General features: G+C 45.9%; 18 protein-coding genes and 1 riboswitch. Of the genes, 4 read left to right on the plus strand and 14 right to left on the minus strand.

Features of this window, described 5'->3' with window-relative positions; translation table 11 throughout:
- Positions 1–199 precede the first annotated feature (199 nt).
- Both VXQ92_RS10415 and VXQ92_RS10420 read left to right on the plus strand, forming a co-directional pair.
- Entirely contained in the window at positions 200–778 is a 579-nt protein-coding gene (locus VXQ92_RS10415) for a DUF805 domain-containing protein (protein WP_144724161.1), read from the plus strand.
- Positions 779–884: 106 nt separating this feature from the next.
- The gene (locus VXQ92_RS10420) at positions 885–1,865 is read left to right on the plus strand and encodes a mechanosensitive ion channel family protein (RefSeq protein ID WP_191731054.1); all 981 of its coding nucleotides are present in this window, start codon (positions 885–887) and stop codon (positions 1,863–1,865) included.
- On the opposite strand, the gene VXQ92_RS10425 is transcribed toward VXQ92_RS10420, so the two are convergent.
- The 5 genes from VXQ92_RS10425 to prfB form a co-directional block, all read right to left on the minus strand.
- The gene (locus VXQ92_RS10425; RefSeq protein WP_416681432.1) at positions 1,839–2,552 is read right to left on the minus strand and encodes a 16S rRNA (uracil(1498)-N(3))-methyltransferase; all 714 of its coding nucleotides are present in this window, start codon (positions 2,550–2,552) and stop codon (positions 1,839–1,841) included. The two genes, VXQ92_RS10420 and VXQ92_RS10425, sit on opposite strands and share 27 nt — an antisense overlap.
- A gap of 208 nt (positions 2,553–2,760) precedes the next feature.
- On the minus strand, positions 2,761–4,041 hold the full coding sequence (locus VXQ92_RS10430; protein ID WP_416681434.1) for a 3-deoxy-D-manno-octulosonic acid transferase: 1,281 nt from the start codon (positions 4,039–4,041) through the stop codon (positions 2,761–2,763).
- 82 nt (positions 4,042–4,123) lie between these two features.
- Positions 4,124–5,209 carry an alkene reductase gene (locus tag VXQ92_RS10435; protein WP_416681436.1) on the minus strand — a complete coding sequence of 362 codons (1,086 nt, stop codon included), beginning with the start codon at positions 5,207–5,209 and terminating at the stop codon, positions 4,124–4,126.
- A gap of 15 nt (positions 5,210–5,224) precedes the next feature.
- A complete protein-coding gene (locus VXQ92_RS10440) occupies positions 5,225–5,524 on the minus strand; it encodes an ArsR/SmtB family transcription factor (protein ID WP_064095178.1) in 300 nt (99 codons plus the stop codon).
- Positions 5,525–5,669: 145 nt separating this feature from the next.
- Positions 5,670–6,765, minus strand: a protein-coding gene (prfB, locus tag VXQ92_RS10445; RefSeq protein ID WP_144724157.1) for a peptide chain release factor 2 whose coding sequence is annotated in 2 segments (ribosomal slippage) — positions 5,670–6,692 and positions 6,694–6,765 — 1,095 coding nt in all. Because the reading frame shifts where the segments join, the coding sequence is not laid out codon by codon here.
- A 501-nt stretch (positions 6,766–7,266) separates the two neighbouring features.
- Between prfB and VXQ92_RS10450 the strand changes: the two genes are divergently transcribed.
- A complete protein-coding gene (locus VXQ92_RS10450) occupies positions 7,267–8,052 on the plus strand; it encodes a putative porin (protein WP_064095051.1) in 786 nt (261 codons plus the stop codon).
- A gap of 176 nt (positions 8,053–8,228) precedes the next feature.
- Complete coding sequence (locus tag VXQ92_RS10455) at positions 8,229–9,065, plus strand: putative porin (RefSeq protein ID WP_064102613.1); 837 nt, start codon at positions 8,229–8,231, stop codon at positions 9,063–9,065.
- Positions 9,066–9,121: 56 nt separating this feature from the next.
- Here the strand turns inward: VXQ92_RS10455 and recJ are convergent, their stop codons facing one another.
- The 9 genes from recJ to aceE form a co-directional block, all read right to left on the minus strand.
- A complete protein-coding gene (gene recJ / locus VXQ92_RS10460; RefSeq protein ID WP_416681440.1) occupies positions 9,122–10,822 on the minus strand; it encodes a single-stranded-DNA-specific exonuclease RecJ in 1,701 nt (566 codons plus the stop codon).
- 2 nt (positions 10,823–10,824) lie between these two features.
- Positions 10,825–11,481: a pyridoxamine 5'-phosphate oxidase gene (pdxH, locus tag VXQ92_RS10465; protein WP_416681486.1), complete on the minus strand. Its 657-nt coding sequence runs from the start codon at positions 11,479–11,481 to the stop codon at positions 10,825–10,827.
- A 14-nt stretch (positions 11,482–11,495) separates the two neighbouring features.
- Positions 11,496–12,827: a phosphoglucosamine mutase gene (gene glmM / locus VXQ92_RS10470; protein ID WP_416681443.1), complete on the minus strand. Its 1,332-nt coding sequence runs from the start codon at positions 12,825–12,827 to the stop codon at positions 11,496–11,498.
- Positions 12,828–12,950: 123 nt separating this feature from the next.
- The gene (guaB, locus tag VXQ92_RS10475) at positions 12,951–14,417 is read right to left on the minus strand and encodes an IMP dehydrogenase (RefSeq protein ID WP_064102609.1); all 1,467 of its coding nucleotides are present in this window, start codon (positions 14,415–14,417) and stop codon (positions 12,951–12,953) included.
- Positions 14,418–14,639: 222 nt separating this feature from the next.
- Entirely contained in the window at positions 14,640–15,005 is a 366-nt protein-coding gene (locus VXQ92_RS10480; RefSeq protein WP_416681446.1) for a YkgJ family cysteine cluster protein, read from the minus strand.
- A gap of 95 nt (positions 15,006–15,100) precedes the next feature.
- On the minus strand, positions 15,101–15,898 hold the full coding sequence (locus VXQ92_RS10485; RefSeq protein ID WP_064102608.1) for an MBL fold metallo-hydrolase: 798 nt from the start codon (positions 15,896–15,898) through the stop codon (positions 15,101–15,103).
- Positions 15,899–16,081: 183 nt separating this feature from the next.
- Complete coding sequence (locus VXQ92_RS10490; RefSeq protein ID WP_064095059.1) at positions 16,082–16,657, minus strand: TMEM165/GDT1 family protein; 576 nt, start codon at positions 16,655–16,657, stop codon at positions 16,082–16,084.
- Between the two features lie 73 nt (positions 16,658–16,730).
- Positions 16,731–16,871: riboswitch (yybP-ykoY riboswitch) on the minus strand.
- 122 nt (positions 16,872–16,993) lie between these two features.
- Positions 16,994–19,018, minus strand: a complete 2,025-nt coding sequence (locus tag VXQ92_RS10495) for a 2-oxo acid dehydrogenase subunit E2 (protein WP_416681450.1) — start codon at positions 19,016–19,018, stop codon at positions 16,994–16,996.
- 2 nt (positions 19,019–19,020) lie between these two features.
- Positions 19,021–21,723: a pyruvate dehydrogenase (acetyl-transferring), homodimeric type gene (gene aceE, locus VXQ92_RS10500; protein ID WP_064095061.1), complete on the minus strand. Its 2,703-nt coding sequence runs from the start codon at positions 21,721–21,723 to the stop codon at positions 19,021–19,023.
- Positions 21,724–21,752 lie beyond the last annotated feature (29 nt).

Here is a 21,752-nt window from a genome sequence, read left to right on the forward strand (position 1 = left end):
TATGCATAATGGCAGTATGGCCTGCTTATTTCAAATCCGGCAATCATGCTTTCGTCGTAGATTATTTATACAAATTCAATCAAAATAAACCACAACTTACAGTACAGAATTTTCTACACAACTGTGTATGATCTGTAGTAATTCCCTTTAAAATAAAATTGCCCTCTCATTGGGTCTGGTTTAGCAGGACACTCTCTTTATGACATCGCCTGAATCTCCCTACTTTAGTCCGCCTGATCTGCCTCTAGCAGATCATCCCCTGTCGATGAAAGGGCGTTTCGGGCGCTTGAGCTTTATTGCCTGGTCGGCGTTTCTACATTTCATTTTTTTATGTTGCACCCTCGCACTGGGCCTTAGTATTGATATTGTAAATATTGCCACACCTTCCATGGACCCGAACTGGCTGATTTCATTACAAGGCTTGGGCAGCATTGGTGTACTGCTCATCGTTCTGGCCTACCTGTATTTTGCTTTAGTCGTTACTGTTCGCCGTTTCCATGATTTAAACAGGAGCGGCTGGTGGGTGCTGTTATTATTACTCCCCTTAGTTAACATTTTTGTATGGCTTTATATAATCTTTGGTTCGGGTGATCGTGGCATAAATCACTATGGTCCGGCACGGATCACCTTGTTCTGGGAAAAGGTCCTGGCTTGGCTGATGATTATCCTGACTCTGCTTAGCCTGTTGGGTTCACTGGCTTTATTCGGCTATATGAGTGGTGGAGAACAGCCGCAGACTCCGACGGAAATGATGCAGAAAACCACAAAATATTTTTAATATTGACTTTAGCCTTGGAAGAAATACCTGGCCATGCTGGCAAACCCTGGTTAATTTTTTGCTGAACATCAGGCAAAATAGGCAAAATTTAAATGCGGGAAATTTCGTGGCAGAAAAAGAAAATACTTTGAATCAGGTCACTGAAGGCACGACTGAGCTGTTGCACGAGGCAACTGAAAAAACAGCACAGACCGTAATTGAACATACCGCCAAGTATAATGATGCTTATAGTGCCATTGACAAGATCATAGAAGGCTTTTGGGAGCGTGTGCCCTATTTCTGTATTGCCTTGGTGGTGATTTCGATTTTCTGGTTACTCTCCAAAATATTCAAGTTTTTTATTCGCAAGACTTTAGAAAACCGCTCTTATACCCGGCAGAATCTGGTGCTGGTCCTGAACCGTGTAGGCAGTACTTTTATTATATTTTTCGGTGTATTAATCGGGCTGGTGATCGCAATTCCTGGCTTTACTCCAGCTCAGCTGATGAGTGCCCTCGGGATTGGCTCAGTGGCCATCGGTTTCGCCTTCAAGGATATTTTCCAGAACCTGCTTTCCGGCGTACTGATTTTACTGAGTGAACCTTTCAAGATTGGCGATGACATTATCGTGAATGGCATGGAAGGTACAGTTGAAGATATCCAGATTCGCGCGACCTTTTTACGCTCACCAGATGGCCGGCGTATCGTCATTCCCAATGCCACGGTCTACACCAGTGCAGTAACTGTAAATACCGCCTATACCCGTCGCCGCTGTGAGTTTTCGGTCGGTATTGGCTATGAAGATGACATCCAGAAAGCCAAGGATATTATTACTGCAATCCTGGATAAGGATCCAACCATCCTGAGTCAACCTGCCTTTAGCGTCAATGTCATTGCACTGGCAGACTTCTCGATTACCTTGAAAGCTTTATGGTGGGTCGACACCACAGATACCGGAACCGGAACTTCGATCAGTGCGGTGCAGGAACGCGTGATTCAGGCTTTTGCAGAACACAGTATTTCAATCCCTTATCCCGTTCAGGAAGTGAAGGTCTATCGTGGGGATGGTCATGACGATGCCTCAGCTCGCGCTAAACAGCCGACCTAAAACATAAGGAATTGCCGTCTCGGTACGCAGAATACGGTTGCCAAGGTTCACTGCCTGACAGCCGTTTTTTATGAGCAGATCGATCTCATAGGGAATAAAACCACCTTCTGGGCCAATCACGATACTGCAAGGATGCTGAAGCGCAAATGGCATAGGCTGTTCGGCATAAGGATGTGCCACAAAAGCTGGACAATCCGTACTAATCAAACCCGGCAAGACATCTTCCACAAAAGGTTTAAAGCGTTTATATAGCACTATTTCTGGAGCGATCGTATCCCCTGCCTGCTCCAGGCCCAGTTCAACATAATGATCCAGCTGCTGCAAAAACGGTGTCTGCCAGTAGCTTTTATCTACCCGATAGCTGTGCAGTAAAATGATTTTTTCTACTCCCATCGTGACAGCATCCATGATCAGACGACGCAGGACTTTGGGTCGTGGCAAAGCCACAATTAAGGTCACAGGTAATTTTTCTGGAACAGCTTCCTCTTGAAGCGGTTTTAGTTGTACTGATTTTTCAGAGATTTCAACAATTTCTGTAAGATAACGCTTGCCTTCACGGATACCCACTTTGAGCGTATCACCGACTTGAATGTCCAAATGTGTCTGCAAATGTTCCAATTGACGTTTGGCACTGATCGTCCAAATCTCAGATTGGGTTTGACGGGGATCAAGCAGGACGATGTTCATAAAAAAGAAGACCAAAAAATATGATATATCCCTCTATTGGCTAGAGGGTGGCGACAGGGATGTCGCCTGCAGTGCTGAGGGACAGGACGTCCCTTCAGCGCTGCAAAAGGCTTTTGTTAGGCTGATGACACTTCCTTGTATCACACAGCCTAACGACGGCATCCCTGCCGTCTTGGGAAATCCAATATCTGTTACTTATCAATGTAAATTAAAGATACTGATCAATCACCTGAATATGCTTAGCCAGTGAACCCTGATTTTGCTGCATAATCTTTTCCGCAGCCGTATTCAAACTTTCAGCCTTTTCTGAATTATTTAAAAGCTCCAATAAAGTCGTCGCTGCCTGTTGAGCATTTTCGACCACTTCTACAGCTTGAGCTTCTAAAAACTCATTCACAATGGTCTGGAAGTTAAAATAGTTCTTGCCCAAAATGGTAGGTACATGCAGCGCAATCGGCTCCAGAATATTATGTCCACCACCTGGTTCATTTAAAGAACCACCAACATAACATGCCTGACTCAGAGCATACCAAAGCCACATTTCACCCATAGAGTCGGCCAGATAAACTTGGGTATCTGCTTCAATATGTTGCCCCAAACTACGGCGCCGGATTGTTAAACCTAGTAACTGTGTCGCCTGAAACACCTCATCAAAACGTTCCGGATGACGTGGCACCACAATACAGACCAATTTAGGATCAGCCTCCAAAGCAGCTTTTAAAGCACTCAGAATTTCTTTTTCTTCAGGAGCATGGGTGCTGGCCAGCGTGATCACTTGACGACCTGCTAAAGGCCATTGCTGTTTTAACTGATCTGCCTGCTGGATAAAGTGCTCAGGCGCAGTAATATCGAACTTGATATTGCCCAAAACTTGGGTTTTTCTAGCTGCAATTCCCAGTTCGATATAGCGTTGCCGGGTAACAGCATCCTGTGCCAAAAGGCCAGTTAAATTTTTCAGCATGCCACGGGTCAGACCTTTGACCTTGGCATAGCCTTTGGCGGATTTTTCAGAAAGTCGGGCATTCAGCAGTAAACAGGGCACCTTAAAATCCGGTGCCTGATCAATCAGATTCGGCCAGAGTTCCGTTTCCATTAACAACAGTAGCTTAGGCTGATATTTCCGATAGAAATCCTGAATCAGTGTTTTCTGGTCAGCAGGCAAATACACGGCCTGAAATAAGTCTAAGTAAGGTGGCTTTAAGAATAGCGATTTGGCCCGGGCCTGACCGGTTTTGGTGGTATTGGTGACCAGCACCGAATGACCGAGTTTTAAATAATGCTCAATTAAAGGTTGGGCCGCGTTGGTTTCACCTACTGACACTACATGAAACCAGATGGCATGCAGGTTTTTAGGGGATTGAAATGGACCGAAACGTTCTGTCATTTCTTGTTGTAATTGTTCCGGCTCGGTCGTACGTTTACGAATACGCGATTGATATAAGGGTTTAACCAGCGCCAAGGCTGCGTTGTACCAAAATGGAGTGGCCACTTTGCGCCCCTGTCCAAAGATTCAATGGGCAGAATATAGCAGAGCCACATCAACATGTTAATCAATGTGGCTCAATTTTAGATTATTCTGCGGTGCTTAAAGCTTCTGCTTCAGCCAAGGTTGGATAATCAATATATCCTTCAGCTGCCTGGCTGCCGATCATGTTTTCCAGTTTTAGTTCATTCAATGGTGCATCTTCAAGCAGTCGCTCATACAGATCCGGATTGGCAATATAGGCTTTGCCAAAAGATACTGCATCAGCTTTGCCAGACGCTAACAGTTCAATCGCATCTTCACGGCTCAAGCGCATATTTGCAATGTACGGTACGCCATGTGAGCGCTGTTTCATATACTTGGAAATACTGTCTTCTGCCAGATACTCACGGGTAAAGAAAAATGCGATCTGACGTTTGCCCAGCTGCTCCATGACATAACCGAAGGTTTCACGTGGATCATTATCGCCCATATCATGCTCATCGCCACGTGGTGCCAGATGTACACCCACACGATCAGCACCCCAGACTTCAATCAGTGCATCCATGACTTCTAGCAGGAAACGCGCACGGTTTTCAACTGAACCGCCGTATTCATCTTCACGTTTATTGGTTTTGGTTTGCAGGAACTGGTCAATCAGGTAACCATTGGCTGCATGCAACTCAACGCCATCAAAACCGGCTGCTTTGGCACGAATTGCAGCCTGTTTATACTGCTCGGTAATTGCTTGAATTTCAGCAATTTCTAATGGGCGTGGTAGGACGTATGGACGTTTTGGACGTAACAGGCTGACGTGACCAGCCTGTTGTACGCTGCTCGCCGATACTGGTGTTTCACCGTTTAACAAATCTGGGTGCGATACACGGCCGACATGCCAAAGCTGTGCAACAATCAGGCCGCCCTTCTCATGAACCGCTTTTGTCACCTGTTTCCAGCCTTCTACCTGAGCATCGCTAAACAGTCCTGGCGTATTCAGATAGCCATTGGCTTCTTCAGAAATAACAGTTGCTTCAGAGATGATCAGACCTGCACTTGCACGCTGGGCATAGTATTCAGCCATCATTGGCGTTGGCACACGGTCAGCAGTAGCACGACTACGGGTCAGCGGCGCCATAATGACACGGTTTTTGAGTTCTAACGCACCGAGCGTTAAAGGAGAATTTAATTCAGCCATCGTTACTCCCACCGGTTAAAGGTGTTGTTGTAAATGTTCGATAAATTGCTGAATCAAAGCTTCATTGCGGGAAAAATACGACCATTGCCCATGTTTGGTGGCGGTAATTAAACCCGCCTGTTGCAACACGGACAAATGGTTGGACATGGTGGATTGAGAAACTTGTCCTAATTTTTCAATCTGGCCCGCGCAGACACCACGCTGAAAGCCGCCACACTCCTCCACAGACAGATATTGTTCTGGAGATTTCAACCATTCCAGAATCTGCCGACGGGTCGGATTGGCCAAGGCTTTAAAAATTAGATCAAGGTCCATAAGCACATCACAATCAGTGGCGCAACGAAACTTCATTCAGCATCTGCAATCATTATATCGTATTTTTTCGATTTATATATCGATAAATTTAGATATAAAAGTCACAAACTGTTAAAGCATTGTTACGCCAGCTTTAAACGACTTGTTACAAGCCCTGTTTCAGGCTTGCTTCAATAAATTTGTCCAGATCACCGTCCAGTACGGCACCCGTATTGGAATTTTCTACGCCAGTACGCAAATCCTTGATACGTGAATCATCCAGTACATAAGAACGGATCTGGCTACCCCAACCGATATCAGACTTGGAATCTTCCAGCGCCTGGGCAGCTTCATTACGCTTGTTCATTTCCAGCTCATAAAGCTTGGCACGTAACTGTTTCCAGGCATGGTCACGGTTAGCATGTTGTGAACGCTGGTTCTGACAGGCCACCACAATACCGGTCGGAATATGGGTCAAACGCACCGCAGAATCAGTTTTGTTAATGTGCTGACCACCGGCACCTGAGGCACGATAAGTATCGGTACGCACATCTGAAGGATTGATTTCAATTTCGATGTTGTCATCCACTTCAGGTGACACAAACACGGCAGAAAATGAAGTATGACGGCGGTTACCCGAATCAAATGGCGACTTACGCACTAAACGGTGTACGCCAGATTCAGTACGTAACCAGCCATAAGCATACTCGCCTTCTACACGAATCGTGGCAGACTTGATCCCGGCTACATCGCCGTCAGACTCTTCCATCAGTTCAGCTTTAAAGCCATGACGTTCGATCCAGCGCAAGTACATACGCAGCAGCATGGACGCCCAATCCTGTGCTTCCGTACCCCCTGAACCGGCTTGAATTTCCACATAACATGGATTCGGGTCCATCGGATTACTAAACATGCGGCGGAATTCAAGTTTGGCCAGCTCTTCTTCAGCAGCATTCAGCTCAGCCTGCACATCTTCAAGCATGGCTTCTTCATCTGCTTCAACGGCCAGATCAAGCATCGCTTGCGCATCTTCCAGCTGGGTCTCTAACCCGTCCAGTACATTTAATACGTTTTCCAGCTCGCCTTTTTCTTTAGCCATGGCTTGGGCACGACTCTGGTCATTCCAGATGGCTGGATCTTCTAATTCACGCAGGACCTCTTCTAAACGCTCTTTTTTCAGATCGTAGTCAAAGATACCCCCGTAGTGTCTGACCACGTTCGTTTAAATCTTTTAATTGGTTTAGATACGGATTAATTTCCACGTGAATTACTCTCAATCAGAATTAGGCACAAATTATTTAGCCCGCGATTATAGCACAGTCTTTTTTTGCAGTTTGCGCGTCCTCAGTGTTGGCTAAAAGTTCAAATGATTATTTCTTAGGACTTACTTTGTAACACTCAGCACCGCCCTAAAATCCCCTTATTAGTTATTTTTTATTTAATGGTTTCTATTATTTTTTACTGCTATTTATTCAGTTAGTCTCTGAAGACTGTGGATCTTTTTTTCTTTTTTAAAAAGCATACTAAAAAAAATAAAAAGTAGCAATTTCAATACATTCCACAATATCTACACAATTTTAATAAAACACTACATTATAAATTTACTTTTATTATTCAGTGACTTATTTAGATAAAATTACATAAGATTACGCTATTCACATTGCGGTAACTTTCCTGTGATTGACGATCTTTGGAATTGGTCTACACTTAAAGTTGTAACAAAAAGTGTAATATTTTAACTCACGATTTGAGGGGTATTAACCATGAAAAAATTAGCGATTGCTTCAGCACTACTTTCAGCAATAGCCATGACTGGAACAGCAGCACATGCTTACCAGGCTGAAATTGGTGGATCAGCGGGAGTAATTGATCCGGACAACGGTGGAACCAGCGGTTCTTTCGGTGTTGATGGTACATATTACTTCAATCCAGTTCAAACTCGTAATGCCCCATTAGCAGAAGCGGCATTCCTTGACCGTGCTAGCAATGTAAGCGCTCAATACCAATATGATGAAGTGGGTGATGATGATCGTCATCGTTATGGTGTAGGCGTTGAATACTTTGTACCAAATTCCGATTTTTATTTAAGTGGTAACGTGGGTCGTGATGATATCAAACGCGACAACGGCCGTGATTTTGATGAAACTGTCTATGGCGCCGAAATCGGTTATCTTCCAGCACCAGGCTTATTAATTGCTGCGGGTCTGAAAGGTTATGATAATGACTACGATGATGGCGTAGATCCAACACTTCGCGCTAAATATGTGACTACATTAAGCAATGGTAAAGATATTAACCTGGAAGCAGGTGCAGGATTTGGTGATCTAGATGAATGGAATCTGGCAGCAGACTACTTCATCGATAAAACTCTCAGTGTTGGTGTAGATTATTATAGTAAAGATCATGGTTTTGCAGATACCAATGAATTTGGTATCAGTGCACGTAAGTTCATTAACCAGCAAGTAAGCTTGGAAGGTCGCGTAGGTTTTGGTGAAGTAGGGAATAATGACTACAACAAATTTGGTGTAGCTGCGAAATACCGCTTCTAATTTAAACCACGATACTTTTCATTCAAAAGAAACCCATCCTCGGATGGGTTTTTTTATTGCACTTTTAACAGGCATTTAGGTATTTTTTGCACATTGACGGATCAAATATAAACCGTACAATTTGTTACAACTGTTAATCAAACAGTTATATTTTTATAACAAAGAGAGAAATCTAAATGCTTAAGAAACTTGCTCTTGCTACAGCACTTATTGCTAGCCTAGGAACTGCACATGCTTATCAAGCTGAACTCAATGCTGGATATGAGAACACAGATCTTGATGGTTTTAGTGATGATGTAAATACATTTTCTATAGGTGGAAAATATTATTTAAACGGAGTGCAAGTTAAAAATTCACCTCTTGCTGAAGCAGCTTTTTTAGGTAGAGCAAGTAATATTGGTTTAGCTTATGCTCATGCGAATACTGACGATGAAGGCGCTGAGCTTAAAATTGATACTGTAGGCATCAATGGTGAATTCTTTATTCCAGATTCGCAATTCTACGTTGCTGGTAGCTTAAACCGTGCAGAAGTAACTGTTGAAAATGAATTTGGTAAAGTGTCTGATGACAATACAGGTTACGCTGTTGAAGCTGGTTATTTACCGATTAATGGCCTACTTTTAGCTGTTGGTATTTCAAAAGAAAATATCGATGCGTATCAAGCAGGCAAAAAAGGCTTTATCAATACTTTTAGCTCTGCTTCTGCATTAGCAGATGATACTGCTTTTACTCTACGTGCTAAATATGTAACTCTCATTGGCAACCACTACGCTAACTTTGAAGCGTCAACTGCTTTCGGTGATGAAACAGCATATGGTGTTGCTGCTGATCTTTATATTGATCCAACGTTAAGCGTTGGTGTATCTATTAACGATACAACTTTAGAAGATTTTGATACTGTCTTCTCAGTACGCGCACAAAAATTCTTTACCCCTGCTATTGCAGCTGGCGTAAATTATACGACTACTGACGGTGCTGACTCTTTTGGAATTAACGGTACTTTCCGCTTCTAATCTCTCCTTTGAAAAGAAAAAACCGCTCTAGTGAGCGGTTTTTTATGGCCTATTAGCTACTGTTCTAAATGAATAATCCGCATCTGCAGGCTGACATTGCTGTTAAAGATATTTTTATCCAGCTCATAGACCAACCGGGTATTTTTCATCGGGTCAAAACTATATTTATCCGCTGCATTGAAGGCAATCGCATCCACCACCTGACCATTCTCCAAAGCCACGCGCAATTTCAGATGGACATCTTTGAGCCAGCGATAGTCCATAATTTTAAATACACCCTCAAAAGTCGGCTGGGGAAATTTTTGCCCCCAAGGACTTAAGTTTTGCAACAAGTCGACTGTTTCAATCTGAAAAGCAGAACTTGGCAATTCCCCATCTGTCCATAAAGTTGCAGTGAATAAATCCTCATCCATCTGTGCAACGAGATTTTCAAAAACCTGTTTAAATTCAGAAAAGTACTGTTTTTTTATCGTCAAACCTGCCGCAGCTGCATGTCCACCAAAGTGGCTGACCAGATGCGGATACTGTTCCGCAACCCGTTCAATGCTATCCCGAATGTGAATACCTTCAATCGAGCGTGCCGAACCTTTAATATGAATGCCATCTTCATCAGCAGCGAAGACAATACTTGGACGATGAAACTGCTCTTTCAAACGTCCTGCTACAATCCCGATGACGCCCTGATGCCAATGCTGTTCAAACATAATCAGTGCAGCAGGCAGTTCAGTTGCATCCCACTGAATTTTATCCAGCTCAAGCAGCGCTTCCTGCTTGATTTTTCCTTCCACCTGACGGCGTTCGACATTGAGCTGATTGAGTTGTTCAGCCAGTGGATAGGCCGTGGCCAGATCAGGAGCCAGCAGACATTCGATGCCAATGTCCATAGTTTCCATGCGTCCAGCGGCATTAATCCGCGGGCCCAGCACAAAGCCCAAATCCTGAGCTTTCAGACCAGCGGGGTCACGTTTGGCAATATCAAGTAGCGCACTGATTCCTGCGCGGCAGTGTCCTTGCTGAATCCGTTTCAGACCTGCATCGACCAGAATCCGGTTGTTGTAGTCCAGGCTCGCGACATCGGCATAAGTACCGAGCGCCACCAGATCAAGATAGTTAATAATTGAGGTGGTGGATTTTCCCAGTTTTTTACGATGTGTGGACAAATTAGCAAGAACGTAAAAAGCCACCCCGACCCCGGCCAAGGCTTTACTTGGAAAGTCGCAACCCAGTTGATTGGGATTGACCACCGCTTCAGCTTCGGGTGTCAGCTTGGTCGTCAGATGATGATCGGTAATGATCACCTGCATGCCGTGATCCTGCGCCTGTTTTACTCCGTCATGGCTGGAAATGCCATTGTCCACGGTAATCAGTAAATCAGGGGTAAAATTGACAAAGGCCAGGTCTGCAATTGCAGGTGTCAGTCCATACCCATATTTAAAACGGTCCGGTACCAGATAATCGACCTTTGCCCCCATATCCCGAAGTGCCAGCACCATCAAAGCAGTACTGGTCGCGCCATCCGCATCATAATCACCGACAATCACGATTTTCTGGCCACGATCAATCGCCTGATCGATCAGTTGAATGGCTTCAGGCAACCCTTTCATGGTCGGTGCCAGCAGATGCTTCAGCTTGAGTTCCAGCTCCTGCTCGGACTCTACCCCACGCCGGGCCAGAATCTCGGCTACAAATGCAGGAACACCCGATAAGTTTTCAGGACGAGTTACAAAAGGTCGCTGCTTGATTTCCAGTTTTTGCATGGTTATGGCATTAAGCGCTCTAAAGTCCAGCCATCATCGCTTTTACGATAACTCAGACGGTCATGTAAACGGTTGGGGCGACCCTGCCAGAATTCATAATAATCTGGCTCGAGACGATAGCCACCCCAGAAGACCGGTTTGTCCAGCTCTTGCTGATTCGCAACCTGATGATGTAAATCCCAGAAGCGCTGTTGCAACTCTTCACGGCTACCAATCACCCCGCTTTGCGGCGTACTGACATGTGCGGCAATCTGGCTATCACGTGGACGTTTATGATAGTAATCGGTGGATTCTTCTTCCGAGATTTTCATTACACGACCCGAAATACGAATCTGGCGCTCCTGATCCTGCCAGTAAAACAACAGTTCGGCATACGGATTTTCAGCAAGATCCAGACCCTTCTGACTGTCATAATTGGTATAGAAGTCATAGCCCGCTTCAGTGGCACCACGTAACAGCACAGTACGCACATGCGGACGCCCTTGTGCATTGGCAGTCGCCAGCGACATGGCATAGGGTTCATGCGATTTCGCTTCCAGTGCATGGTTAAACCATTGCAGGAACTGCATATGCGGATTCGGATTGACTTGCTGTTCCTGCAACTCGCCTTTTTCATAATTCAGGCGTAGCTCACTCAGATCCTTGATCAGATTACTCATCATTTATGCTCCCGTTAAGCAGCATTGGCACGTACAGCATCTGCCAAGCTATTTGCAAGTATGGTAACTTCAGCCAGATCATCACCTTCGACCATCACCCGGATGACTGGTTCTGTGCCTGATTTGCGAATCAACAAACGGCCACGGCCTTTCAGCTGCTGTTCGGCTTTTTCAAATTCAGCTGCCAGTGCCGGCACTGAATAAGGATCAAACATGGCATCTAAACGTACATTGACCAGGACATTTGGTAGCAGTTTAAAGTCAGCTACCAGTTCATGTAGGGCTTTTTTCTGTTCCACCATCACCGTTAAGACCTGCAATGCTGCAATAATTGCATCGCCTGTGGTGCTCTTGTCCAAAGTCAGAATGTGGCCTGAAGGCTCACCACCAATGGTCCAGCCATTTTCTTCCAGACCCTGCAATACATAACGGTCGCCCACTTTGGCACGCAATAAGGGTACTTGCGCTTTTTCTAGCGCTAGTTCCAGTGCCATGTTGCTCATTAAGGTACCCACAATTCCGGCCGGTTTTTTCGAGCTTTGAGTTGCCAAGATATACAGTATATGGTCGCCATCAATCAGTTTACCGTATTGATCCACCAAGACCACACGGTCGGCATCGCCATCAAACGCAACCCCCAGATCCGCTTTATGCTCAAGTACTGCCTGTTGCAAGCTTTCAGGATGGGTTGAACCGCAATTATCATTAATATTTAAACCGGTCGGTTCATCATGAATGGCAATGACCTTGGCACCCAGTTCACGGAACACCGCAGGTCCGACGTTATAGGCCGCGCCATTGGCACAATCCACCACGATAGTTAAATCATTCAGATCCAGGTGATATGGGAACGTCGATTTACAGAATTCAATATAACGGCCGTTGGCATCTTTGACCCGGACACTTTTACCCAGATTCGCAGTATCCTCAATGACCATTTCTTTATCAAGTTCTTGATTAATTTCTTCTTGTATAGCATCTGGCAATTTCTTGCCTTCCGCAGAAAAGAACTTGATCCCATTGTCAAAGTAAGGATTATGTGACGCAGAAATGACGATTCCCAAGCTGGCATGTAGGGCACGAGTCAGATGGGCAATCGCTGGTGTCGGTAATGGACCCAAGAGATGAACATACACACCGGCAGCATTTAAACCTGCCTGCAAGGCCGCTTCCAGAATATAGCCAGACAAACGGGTGTCTTTACCTAAAACCACCAGCGGTTTGGATTTTTTGCTATGACGTTTTAAAACTTTTCCGGCTGCAAATCCCAGTTTCAGGGCAAACTCAGGGGTAATCGGCAATTCGCCAAACTTTCCACGGATACCGTCTGTACCAAAATAACTCATCTTTATCTCACTTCTTCGCGGATGATTGATATCACCCATTTTTTTCCTTGTGCCACACTTTACACCAAAATAAAAAAGCCGTCATTTGCATGACGGCTTTTTCAAATTTTAAATCACGGGAGATTAACCCACACGATAGTTTGGTGCTTCTTTGGTAATCGTCACATCATGTACATGTGATTCCGACATACCGGCAGAAGTGATTTTTACAAACTTGGCATTTTGACGCAGGTCTTCAATCGTCGCAGAACCGGTATAACCCATCGAAGAACGTAGGCCACCCATCATCTGATGTACGATATTACCCATTGGACCTTTGTACGGTACGCGACCTTCAATACCTTCTGGAACCAGCTTCTCGGCACCGGCCTTGGAATCCTGGAAGTAACGGTCAGCAGAACCTGTGGCACCCGCCATCGCACCCAATGAACCCATACCACGATAAGCTTTGTAGTAGCGGCCCTGGAAAAATTCAACTTCGCCAGGCGCTTCTTCAGTACCTGCCATTAATGAACCGACCATAATGGTGCTCGCACCGGCGCCAATCGCTTTGGCCATATCACCAGAGAAACGAATACCACCATCCGCAATCAATGGAATCTGATCTTTAAGTGCAGAAGCTACGCTATCGATGGCAGAGATTTGCGGCATGCCAATACCAGCTACAATACGTGTGGTACAGATTGAGCCAGGACCGATCCCGACTTTAACGGCATCAGCACCTGCATCCAGTAAAGCCAATGCAGCATCACCTGTGGCGATGTTACCGCCAATCACCTGAACTTGTGGATAGTTGGCTTTCACCCAACGCACACGTTCGATTACACCCGCAGAATGGCCATGTGCAGTATCGACTACAATCACATCCACACCTGCATCAACCAGGGCTTCTACGCGACTTGGCGTTTCTGCACCGGTACCGACAGCAGCACCAACACGTAGACGACCCAGATCATCTTTACAACTGTTTGGATACAATTCAGCTTTACGGAAATCAGTTACCGTAATCAAGCCTTTCAGCTCTTGCTGATCATTGACCACCAGTACTTTTTCAATACGATGCTGTTGCAATAAGGCTTGAATGTTTTCTTTCGATTCGCCTTCACGAACCGTCACCAGACGGTCCTGACCAGTCATGATATTGCTGACTGGCTGCTCAAGATTGGTTTCAAAGCGTGTATCACGACCGGTCACGATACCCACCACTTTGCCGTCTTTCACAACGGGCACACCACTGATATTGTTGGCTTGAGTCAGCGCAATCAGTTCACGTACTGTGGTTTCAGGAGTCACTGTAATCGGGTCTTTGACCATACCCGCTTCGAATTTTTTCACACGGCGCACTTCTGCAGCCTGAACAGCGATATCCATGTTCTTGTGCAAAATACCGATACCACCATTTTGCGCCATTGCAATTGCCATACGGGACTCAGTCACCGTATCCATTGCTGCGGACACAAGAGGAATATTCAGGTTAATGCCACGAGTTAAACGTGTCTTTAGAGAGACATCTTTTGGAAGAACAGTAGAATAGGCAGGGAGTAATAGGACATCATCGAAGGTTAACGCGTCTTGAACGATGGTCAACATAACAGTCTCACTGGTAATTTCCGTGCACTATTATAAACAAATATCGGCTTAAATTTCATTGCAATTGCAAAATTATTTTTTCTTCAAGCGTTGTACCAGCAGAGCGATTTGTGTTCTGGGGCAGTCCCTTATGCTTAATAATCAAGTTTCCTAACTTAATATATACCCTGATCCTTCAAGACTACTGTAAAAAGCAGAGCCTAAGCTCTGCTTTGGATGGATTTAACTGACATATTCAAAACTGTCATCATTCTCGGCTTCATCAGTTTCAATCTGAACAAAGGACAACATATTGTGTGCCACACGTGCCTTGTTGCATTGCTGATCGGCAATCTGCACTTCTTTGCAGGATGAACTGCGCAGCTCATACATACCGCAGCTGACCTGCTGGCCGATGGTGCCATCCAGTGCGATACAGCGTGGATTTTTTTGATTGGTTCCAGCCATACATGAATAAACTGCATTAACAGGTTCAGTATAGTGCTCAGGCATATGAATTCCTTCGGCCCAATAAAAAGAAACCCTGAAATAGGCGCAGCACGCCCCACAGCTTAAACACGCATCCGGTGTTGGAATTTGAGACAACATTTCTTATAAGTTCTCGTCATCAAAAAAATTTTTTGAAGAAGAAATATAAAAAATGTTGTTTTTCCATACAAGAAAAATTTTATCTTTTGGATGAACTATTCAGGACAGGTAAAAACCGTTTCATCCATCAGATCGGTACCACATTGCAGCGTTTCAATCCAGTCGAGAAACTGGGTAATCTGTTCTTTGCCGATAAATGGCGTACCATGCTGCGGCACGATCATCTCGATCTCCATGCCGCGCACCATTTGCACCCAGAGACGAATGACCTTGTTATTGCACATATAGCGCTGATGGAAACTTTTCATTTTCGGAATATGCGCGGCAAAGTTTTCCAGTGGCTTTGCGGCATCTTCAACCATGGACGCGCCCATATCACCGGAAAACAGGATTTTGGCAACCGGATCATAAAACTGGAAGTTCCCAACCGAATGCAGGAAATGCGCCGGTACTGCCACAATATGAGATTGACCGAGCGGAACGATCTGACCGTGATCAGGAAGCTCTACCAGGCGGTCCAGCCAGTTACCTTTCATCCGGTCACTCATAAAAGCAGAGTTTAAGTGAGGCAAGAAACGTGCCCAGAGCTTGGATGCGACGACTTTGGCATCCGTATAGACCAGCCAGCGTGGCATCGAGGTAATAATATCCGGATCCTGATGCGAGGCCATGACATAATCCAGATTGGTCAAACGGGTGTATTTATTCAGTTCCATGGTCAGCGGCACATAGGTTAAATCCCCCCCCGGATCGAGCACTGCAGCACGTTCATGATCAATGATCAGAAACTGGTTTGCCTGAACGCCTTCACCTTTAACCAGGCTGGTAAAGCTGATGCATTTATGCGTCCCGTTATCAAACAGAACCTGCGATGTGGTGCGTTCAAAAGCCATGTAAATTCCCCAATTTATAATAAAAATGACACTTTTATACCCGTATAAAATATATGGAATTAATCAAACTTACAATCAATAGAACTGACCATATCACGCTATTTATCAACATTTCGATAGCATTTTAATCATAAAAAATCCTGAGTTTTTAGCTCAGGATTCACATAAATATTATTTTATTCTTTAAAAGAAATAATGTTGAACCAGGGTTGCCACACCAATCACCAGGAAAATCGCCGCACCAATTTTATGAATCAGGCTGATTGGCAATCTGTTGGCGAGTTTATCACCTAAAAAGACCGCAGGTGCATTGGCCAGCATCATACCCAAAGTGGTCCCAAGCATGACCCAGAATACGCTGTCGAAACGTGCCGCCAGTGCAACTGTGGCAATCTGGGTTTTATCGCCAATTTCTGCCAGAAAGAACAGAATAAAGGTCGCACCAAATACCCCGAATTTTTGCCATTTATTGATGCTGGCATTTTCATCCCCGAGTTCATCCGGAATCAGCATCCAGATAGCCATCGCGATAAAGCCAAGCGAAACGATCCACATTAGTACCTCTGGCCCAATCACTGTAGTGACCCATTGTCCCAATACCGCAGAAAGACCGTGGTTAATCACCGTCGCCAATAAAATGGCAACTAAAATAGGAACAGGTTTGCGAAAGCGTGCGGCAAGCAGCAATGCCAGCAATTGGGTTTTATCACCCATTTCAGCCAGTGCTACGATTGCAGTCGACAGTAGGAATTCATACATGAGGTTTTTCTCTGGCTAGCATCCAATACCAATGACTCACCGCTCCTGCTAGCCAAAATCTGCAGAGTGGTAAATCAAAGGTCTTGCCAACAAAAGAAAGCTTGGAAAAGCTGACTTGGTTCTTTGCTATGATGACCATGCCCGGTTGAGCAAATATGTTGACCATCACCCTTCTGCTTTGCGCAAAAGGCGGCTACTCCCCAATGAAGTGCGCCAAGTATATAATCAAATAGATTATTTTTCAATGCAGCAGCAAAAAACCCTGCCGAAGCAGGGTTTTTTATATCCTCTTTGTCTTTCTCTCAGAGAGAAAAACAAAGGCCTAGAGATAAGGTTTTAGATGAGCAAAGTACGAATATCTTTAAGCAGCTTGGTCAGCTTGTTGGTGAAACGAGCAGCATCTGCACCATTGATCACACGGTGATCGTATGACAATGAAAGCGGCAGCATCAAGCGTGGATCAAAACCTTCACCATTCCAGACCGGTTGCATTGTTGCAGGTGAAATACCCAGAATCGCCACTTGTGGCCAGTTGACCAACGGTGTAAATGCCGTACCACCAATTGAACCCAGGCTAGTAATAGTGAAGTTCGCGCCTTGCAGATCTTTCGGTGACAATTTCTTGTCACGCGCTTTCTGGCTTAGTTCTCCCAGCTCAACTGCAATCTGTTTAATTGACTTCTGATCTGGATGACGCAGCACAGGCACGGTCAAACCATCTGGCGTTGCGACCGCGATACCCATATGGATCTCGTTACGTAACAATACTGACTTGCCATCATCAGCCAAGTGACCGGCAAACTCTCGCTCTTCTTTTAACAAGTGCGCAACTGCTTTGATGATGAACGCCATAATGGTCAGACCAATGCCGTCTTTCTTGAAGTTGCCTTTCAGTTCATTACGCCATGCTTCCAGTTCCGTAATATCTGCTGCATCAAACTGGGTCACTTGCGGAATGAAATTATTCAGCGACAACTGTGGAATGGACACTTGTTGCAAACGCGTCAAGGTTTTCTCTTCCACTCCACCAAAAACGCTAAAGTCTGGCAGTTTTGGCAGTCCTGCGACTTGGGCAGCAGCGGCGACAGGAGCCGCCTGCGGCGCAGTAAGACGCGATTTGACATAGGCTTTCAGGTCTTCTTTCATGACGCGCGCATGTGGACCAGAGGCCTTGACATCTGCCAGCACGACGCCAAGCTCCCGAGCCAGTTTACGCACAGCAGGACCGGCATAGACTTTCGAGTTGGCCGCATTCTGCTCTTTGGTCAGCTTGTCGACATTATCCGACGTCGCGACTGCCTGATTAGAAGATGCCGCAGGTGTCGGTGCTGCTTTTGTAGCAGGCACTTTTGATTCTTCTGCTGCTTTTGCTACTTCTGCCTTGGCTGCAACAGGAGCAGCTTCTGCTTGCGCTTCAGCTTCGATTGTCACCAGTGCAATACCTTGAGAGACATTTTGACCCAGTTCAACATGAATGGCTTTAATCACCCCGGCCGCAGTACTTGGTACTTCAACAGTCGCCTTGTCTGATTCAACCACGATGATGCTCTGGTCTTTTTCAACCGTATCTCCGACCTGAACCAGAATTTCAGCCACAGCCGCCTTGTCTACACCCAGGTCAGGCACGGCAATTTCAATATCCCCCGCAGGTACTGCTGGCGTTTGTGGTGCTTCGACTGCTTTCTCTTGGGTCGCCGCTTGAGCAACTGGTGCTTGAGGTGCTTCTGTCGGTGCTTGCGCTGCCGAAACAGCCGTTTTCACTTTCAGAATGACTACACCTTCTTTGATCGTGTCGCCGTCTTTAATCTCGATGGATTCCACCATGCCTGAAACCGTACTTGGCACCTCAACAGTCGCCTTGTCTGATTCTACCACCACGATGCTTTGATCTACCTCAATTTCATCACCGACAGCGACCAGGATTTCACCCACTGTGGCTTTCTCTACACCAATATCAGGCACTTGCACATCGACCACTTTTGAGCCTGCTTGCGCTTCAGGAGCAGCAGAAGCTTTGGGTTGATGTGAAGCGATTTCCTGCATGATTTCCTGATCAGGCAATGCGGTTGGCGTATTTTCTGAAGTTTTTTGTGATGCATCTGCTTGCTGTGGCTCGACCACATCAGTGCTACCGTCTTCAGCTTGCAGTTCAATCAGTACCGCGCCTTCAGCCACTTCATCACCCTGGCTGACCAGAATGCTTTTCACCACACCGGCGGAAGTGCTAGGCACTTCAACAGAGGCTTTATCAGATTCAAGCAATACGATGCTGTCATCGACCGCAATCGTATCACCGACTTTGACCAGAATTTCGGCCACTGTTGCCTTATCTACACCAATATCGGGAGTCGTAATTTGCATGCTTAGTTCTCCTCTTTGTAGTCAGCAACAGCATGTACTGATGGAGTTTCTTGCGGTGCCCAAGCCACTGGACGATCGGTATCAAGCTCGAAAGTCGAGATCGCATCTTTAACCAGACGCGGATCAACTTCACCTTCATCAGCCAGTTTTTTCAGGGTGGCCACTACAATATGTGCAGCATCAACACCAAAGTAGCTGCGCAAGTTGCCACGTGTATCTGAACGGCCATAACCGTCAGTACCCAGTGCTACGAATGGACGGTTATCCGGAAGATAAGCACGAATCTGTTCGCTATAGGCACGCATGTGATCGGTTGCAGATACCACAATACCTTCAGTACCACGGAGCTGTTTCGATACCCATGCTTCTTTCACGTCTTCAGCCAGCGGATGCAAGCGGTTGTATTCTTCACATGCCATGCCGTCACGTGCCAGTTCATTGAAGCTGGTCACACTGTAGACATTCGAGTGGATCTGGTATTCCTCACGCAGGATCTTCGCTGCCTTGATCACTTCACGCAGAATCACACCTGAGCCCAGTAACTGAACGGTAGCTTTCTCGTCTTCTTCAAGCAGGTACATACCGCGCTTGATACCTTCTTCAACACCTTTTGGCATTTCAGGATGCTCGTAGTTTTCGTTCATTACGGTCAGGTAATAGAACACACGTTCCTGATTCACATACATACGTCGTAAACCGTCATGCACGATCACTGCCAACTCATAACCGAAACATGGGTCATAAGCGACACAGTTTGGAATGGTACTGGCCAGGATGTGTGAATGACCATCCTGATGCTGCAAGCCTTCACCGTTCAGTGTGGTACGGCCTGCGGTTGCGCCCAGCAAGAAACCTTGTGCCTGTGCATCACCTGCAGCCCATGCAATATCACCGATACGCTGGAAACCAAACATCGAGTAGTACATGTACATCGGAATCATTGGCAGGTTATTGGTTGAATAACTGGTGCCTAATGCCGCCCATGCACTCATGGCGCCGGCTTCGTTAATCCCTTCTTGCAACATGTGACCGTCTTTGGCTTCACGGTAATGCATCAGCTGTTCTTGGTCTTCCGGGGTATATTTCTGGCCATGCGCGGCATAAATACCCAGCTGGCGGAACATGCCCTCCAGACCGAAAGTACGTGCTTCATCAGGCACGATTGGCACAACACGATCTTTAATCGCTTTCTCTTTAAGAAGTGCCGAGATTAAACGTACCATCACCATCGTGGTCGACTGTTCTTTGCCGTTCGAACCCGCTAGGACCGAATCAAATACAGACAGCTCAGGAATTGCCAGCTGCTCGCTGTCCTTGCGACGTGCAGGCAGATAACCACCCAGCGCTTCACGACGAGCCTTCATATATTTGATTTCAGGAGAGTTTTCACTTGGACGATAGAACGGCACTTCTTCCAGCTGTTCATCAGTGAAAGGAAGATTGAAACGGTCGCGCACATATTTCAAAGAATTAATTTGCATCTTCTTGATTTGATGCGTTTTGTTAACTGCTTCGATTTCTTCCGACAAGCCATAACCTTTCACGGTTTTCGCCAGGATCACCGTCGGCTGACCTTTGGCAGTACAAGCTTCGGCATAAGCCGCAAAGACTTTGTACGGATCGTGACCACCGCGGTTCAGATTATCAATATCTTCATCACTTAAATCTTTCACCAGCTCTTTGGCTTCTGGATATTTACCAAAGAACTTTTCGCGTGCATAAGCACCACCTTTTACCTGGTAGCGCTGGAAATCGCCATCCACCGCTTCTTCCATTACTGCTTTCAGTGCACCAGATTTATCTTTCGCTAGTAATGGATCCCAGTGACGGCCCCACACGACTTTAATTACACGCCAGCCTGCACCGCGGAATAGCGACTCAAGCTCCTGAATGATCTTGCCATTCCCACGTACCGGACCATCCAGACGTTGCAAGTTACAGTTCACCACCCAGATCAGGTTATCGAGCTTTTCACGACCGGCCAGAGAAATTGCACCCAGGCTTTCCGGCTCATCCATCTCGCCATCGCCCAGATAAGCCCAGACTTTACGGTCTTCTTCTTTGATCAGGCCACGGTTCATCAGGTACTTTTGAATATGCGCCTGATAAATTGACATGATGGGACCTAGACCCATCGATACCGTCGGGAACTGCCAGTAGTCCGGCATCAGATAAGGATGCGGATAAGATGGCAGACCTTTACCGCCGACTTCTCGACGGAAATTATTCAGATGCTCTTCGGTCAGTCGGCCTTCCAAAAATGAACGCGCGTAAATACCCGGTGCACAATGGCCCTGGTAATAGATCATGTCACCGCCAAAATGGTCACTGTTGGCCCGGAAAAAGTGGTTAAAGCCGACATCGTAAAGGGTCGCAGAAGAAGCAAAGCTCGCCAGGTGACCACCGAGGTCATCACCAGTTTTATTCGCACGCAATACCATTGCCAGAGCATTCCAGCGGATCAGCGCACGAATACGACGCTCCATATCCTGATCACCCGGCATGGCAGGTTGTTCTTCAACAGAAATCGTATTTAAGTAGGGAGTATTTAAACGCTGAATAGGAACATGCTTTGCGATTGCGCGTTGATAAAGTTTTTCTAATAAAAATGCTGCACGCTCAGTGCCCATATGCTGCAAAACCGAATCAAATGCATCTTGCCATTCCTGGGTTTCTTGCGCGTCTGTATCACCATAAAACGCCATAATCTACAGTTCCTAAAAGCCTAATCTAA

This window comes from Acinetobacter sp. 228 (assembly GCF_048147885.1).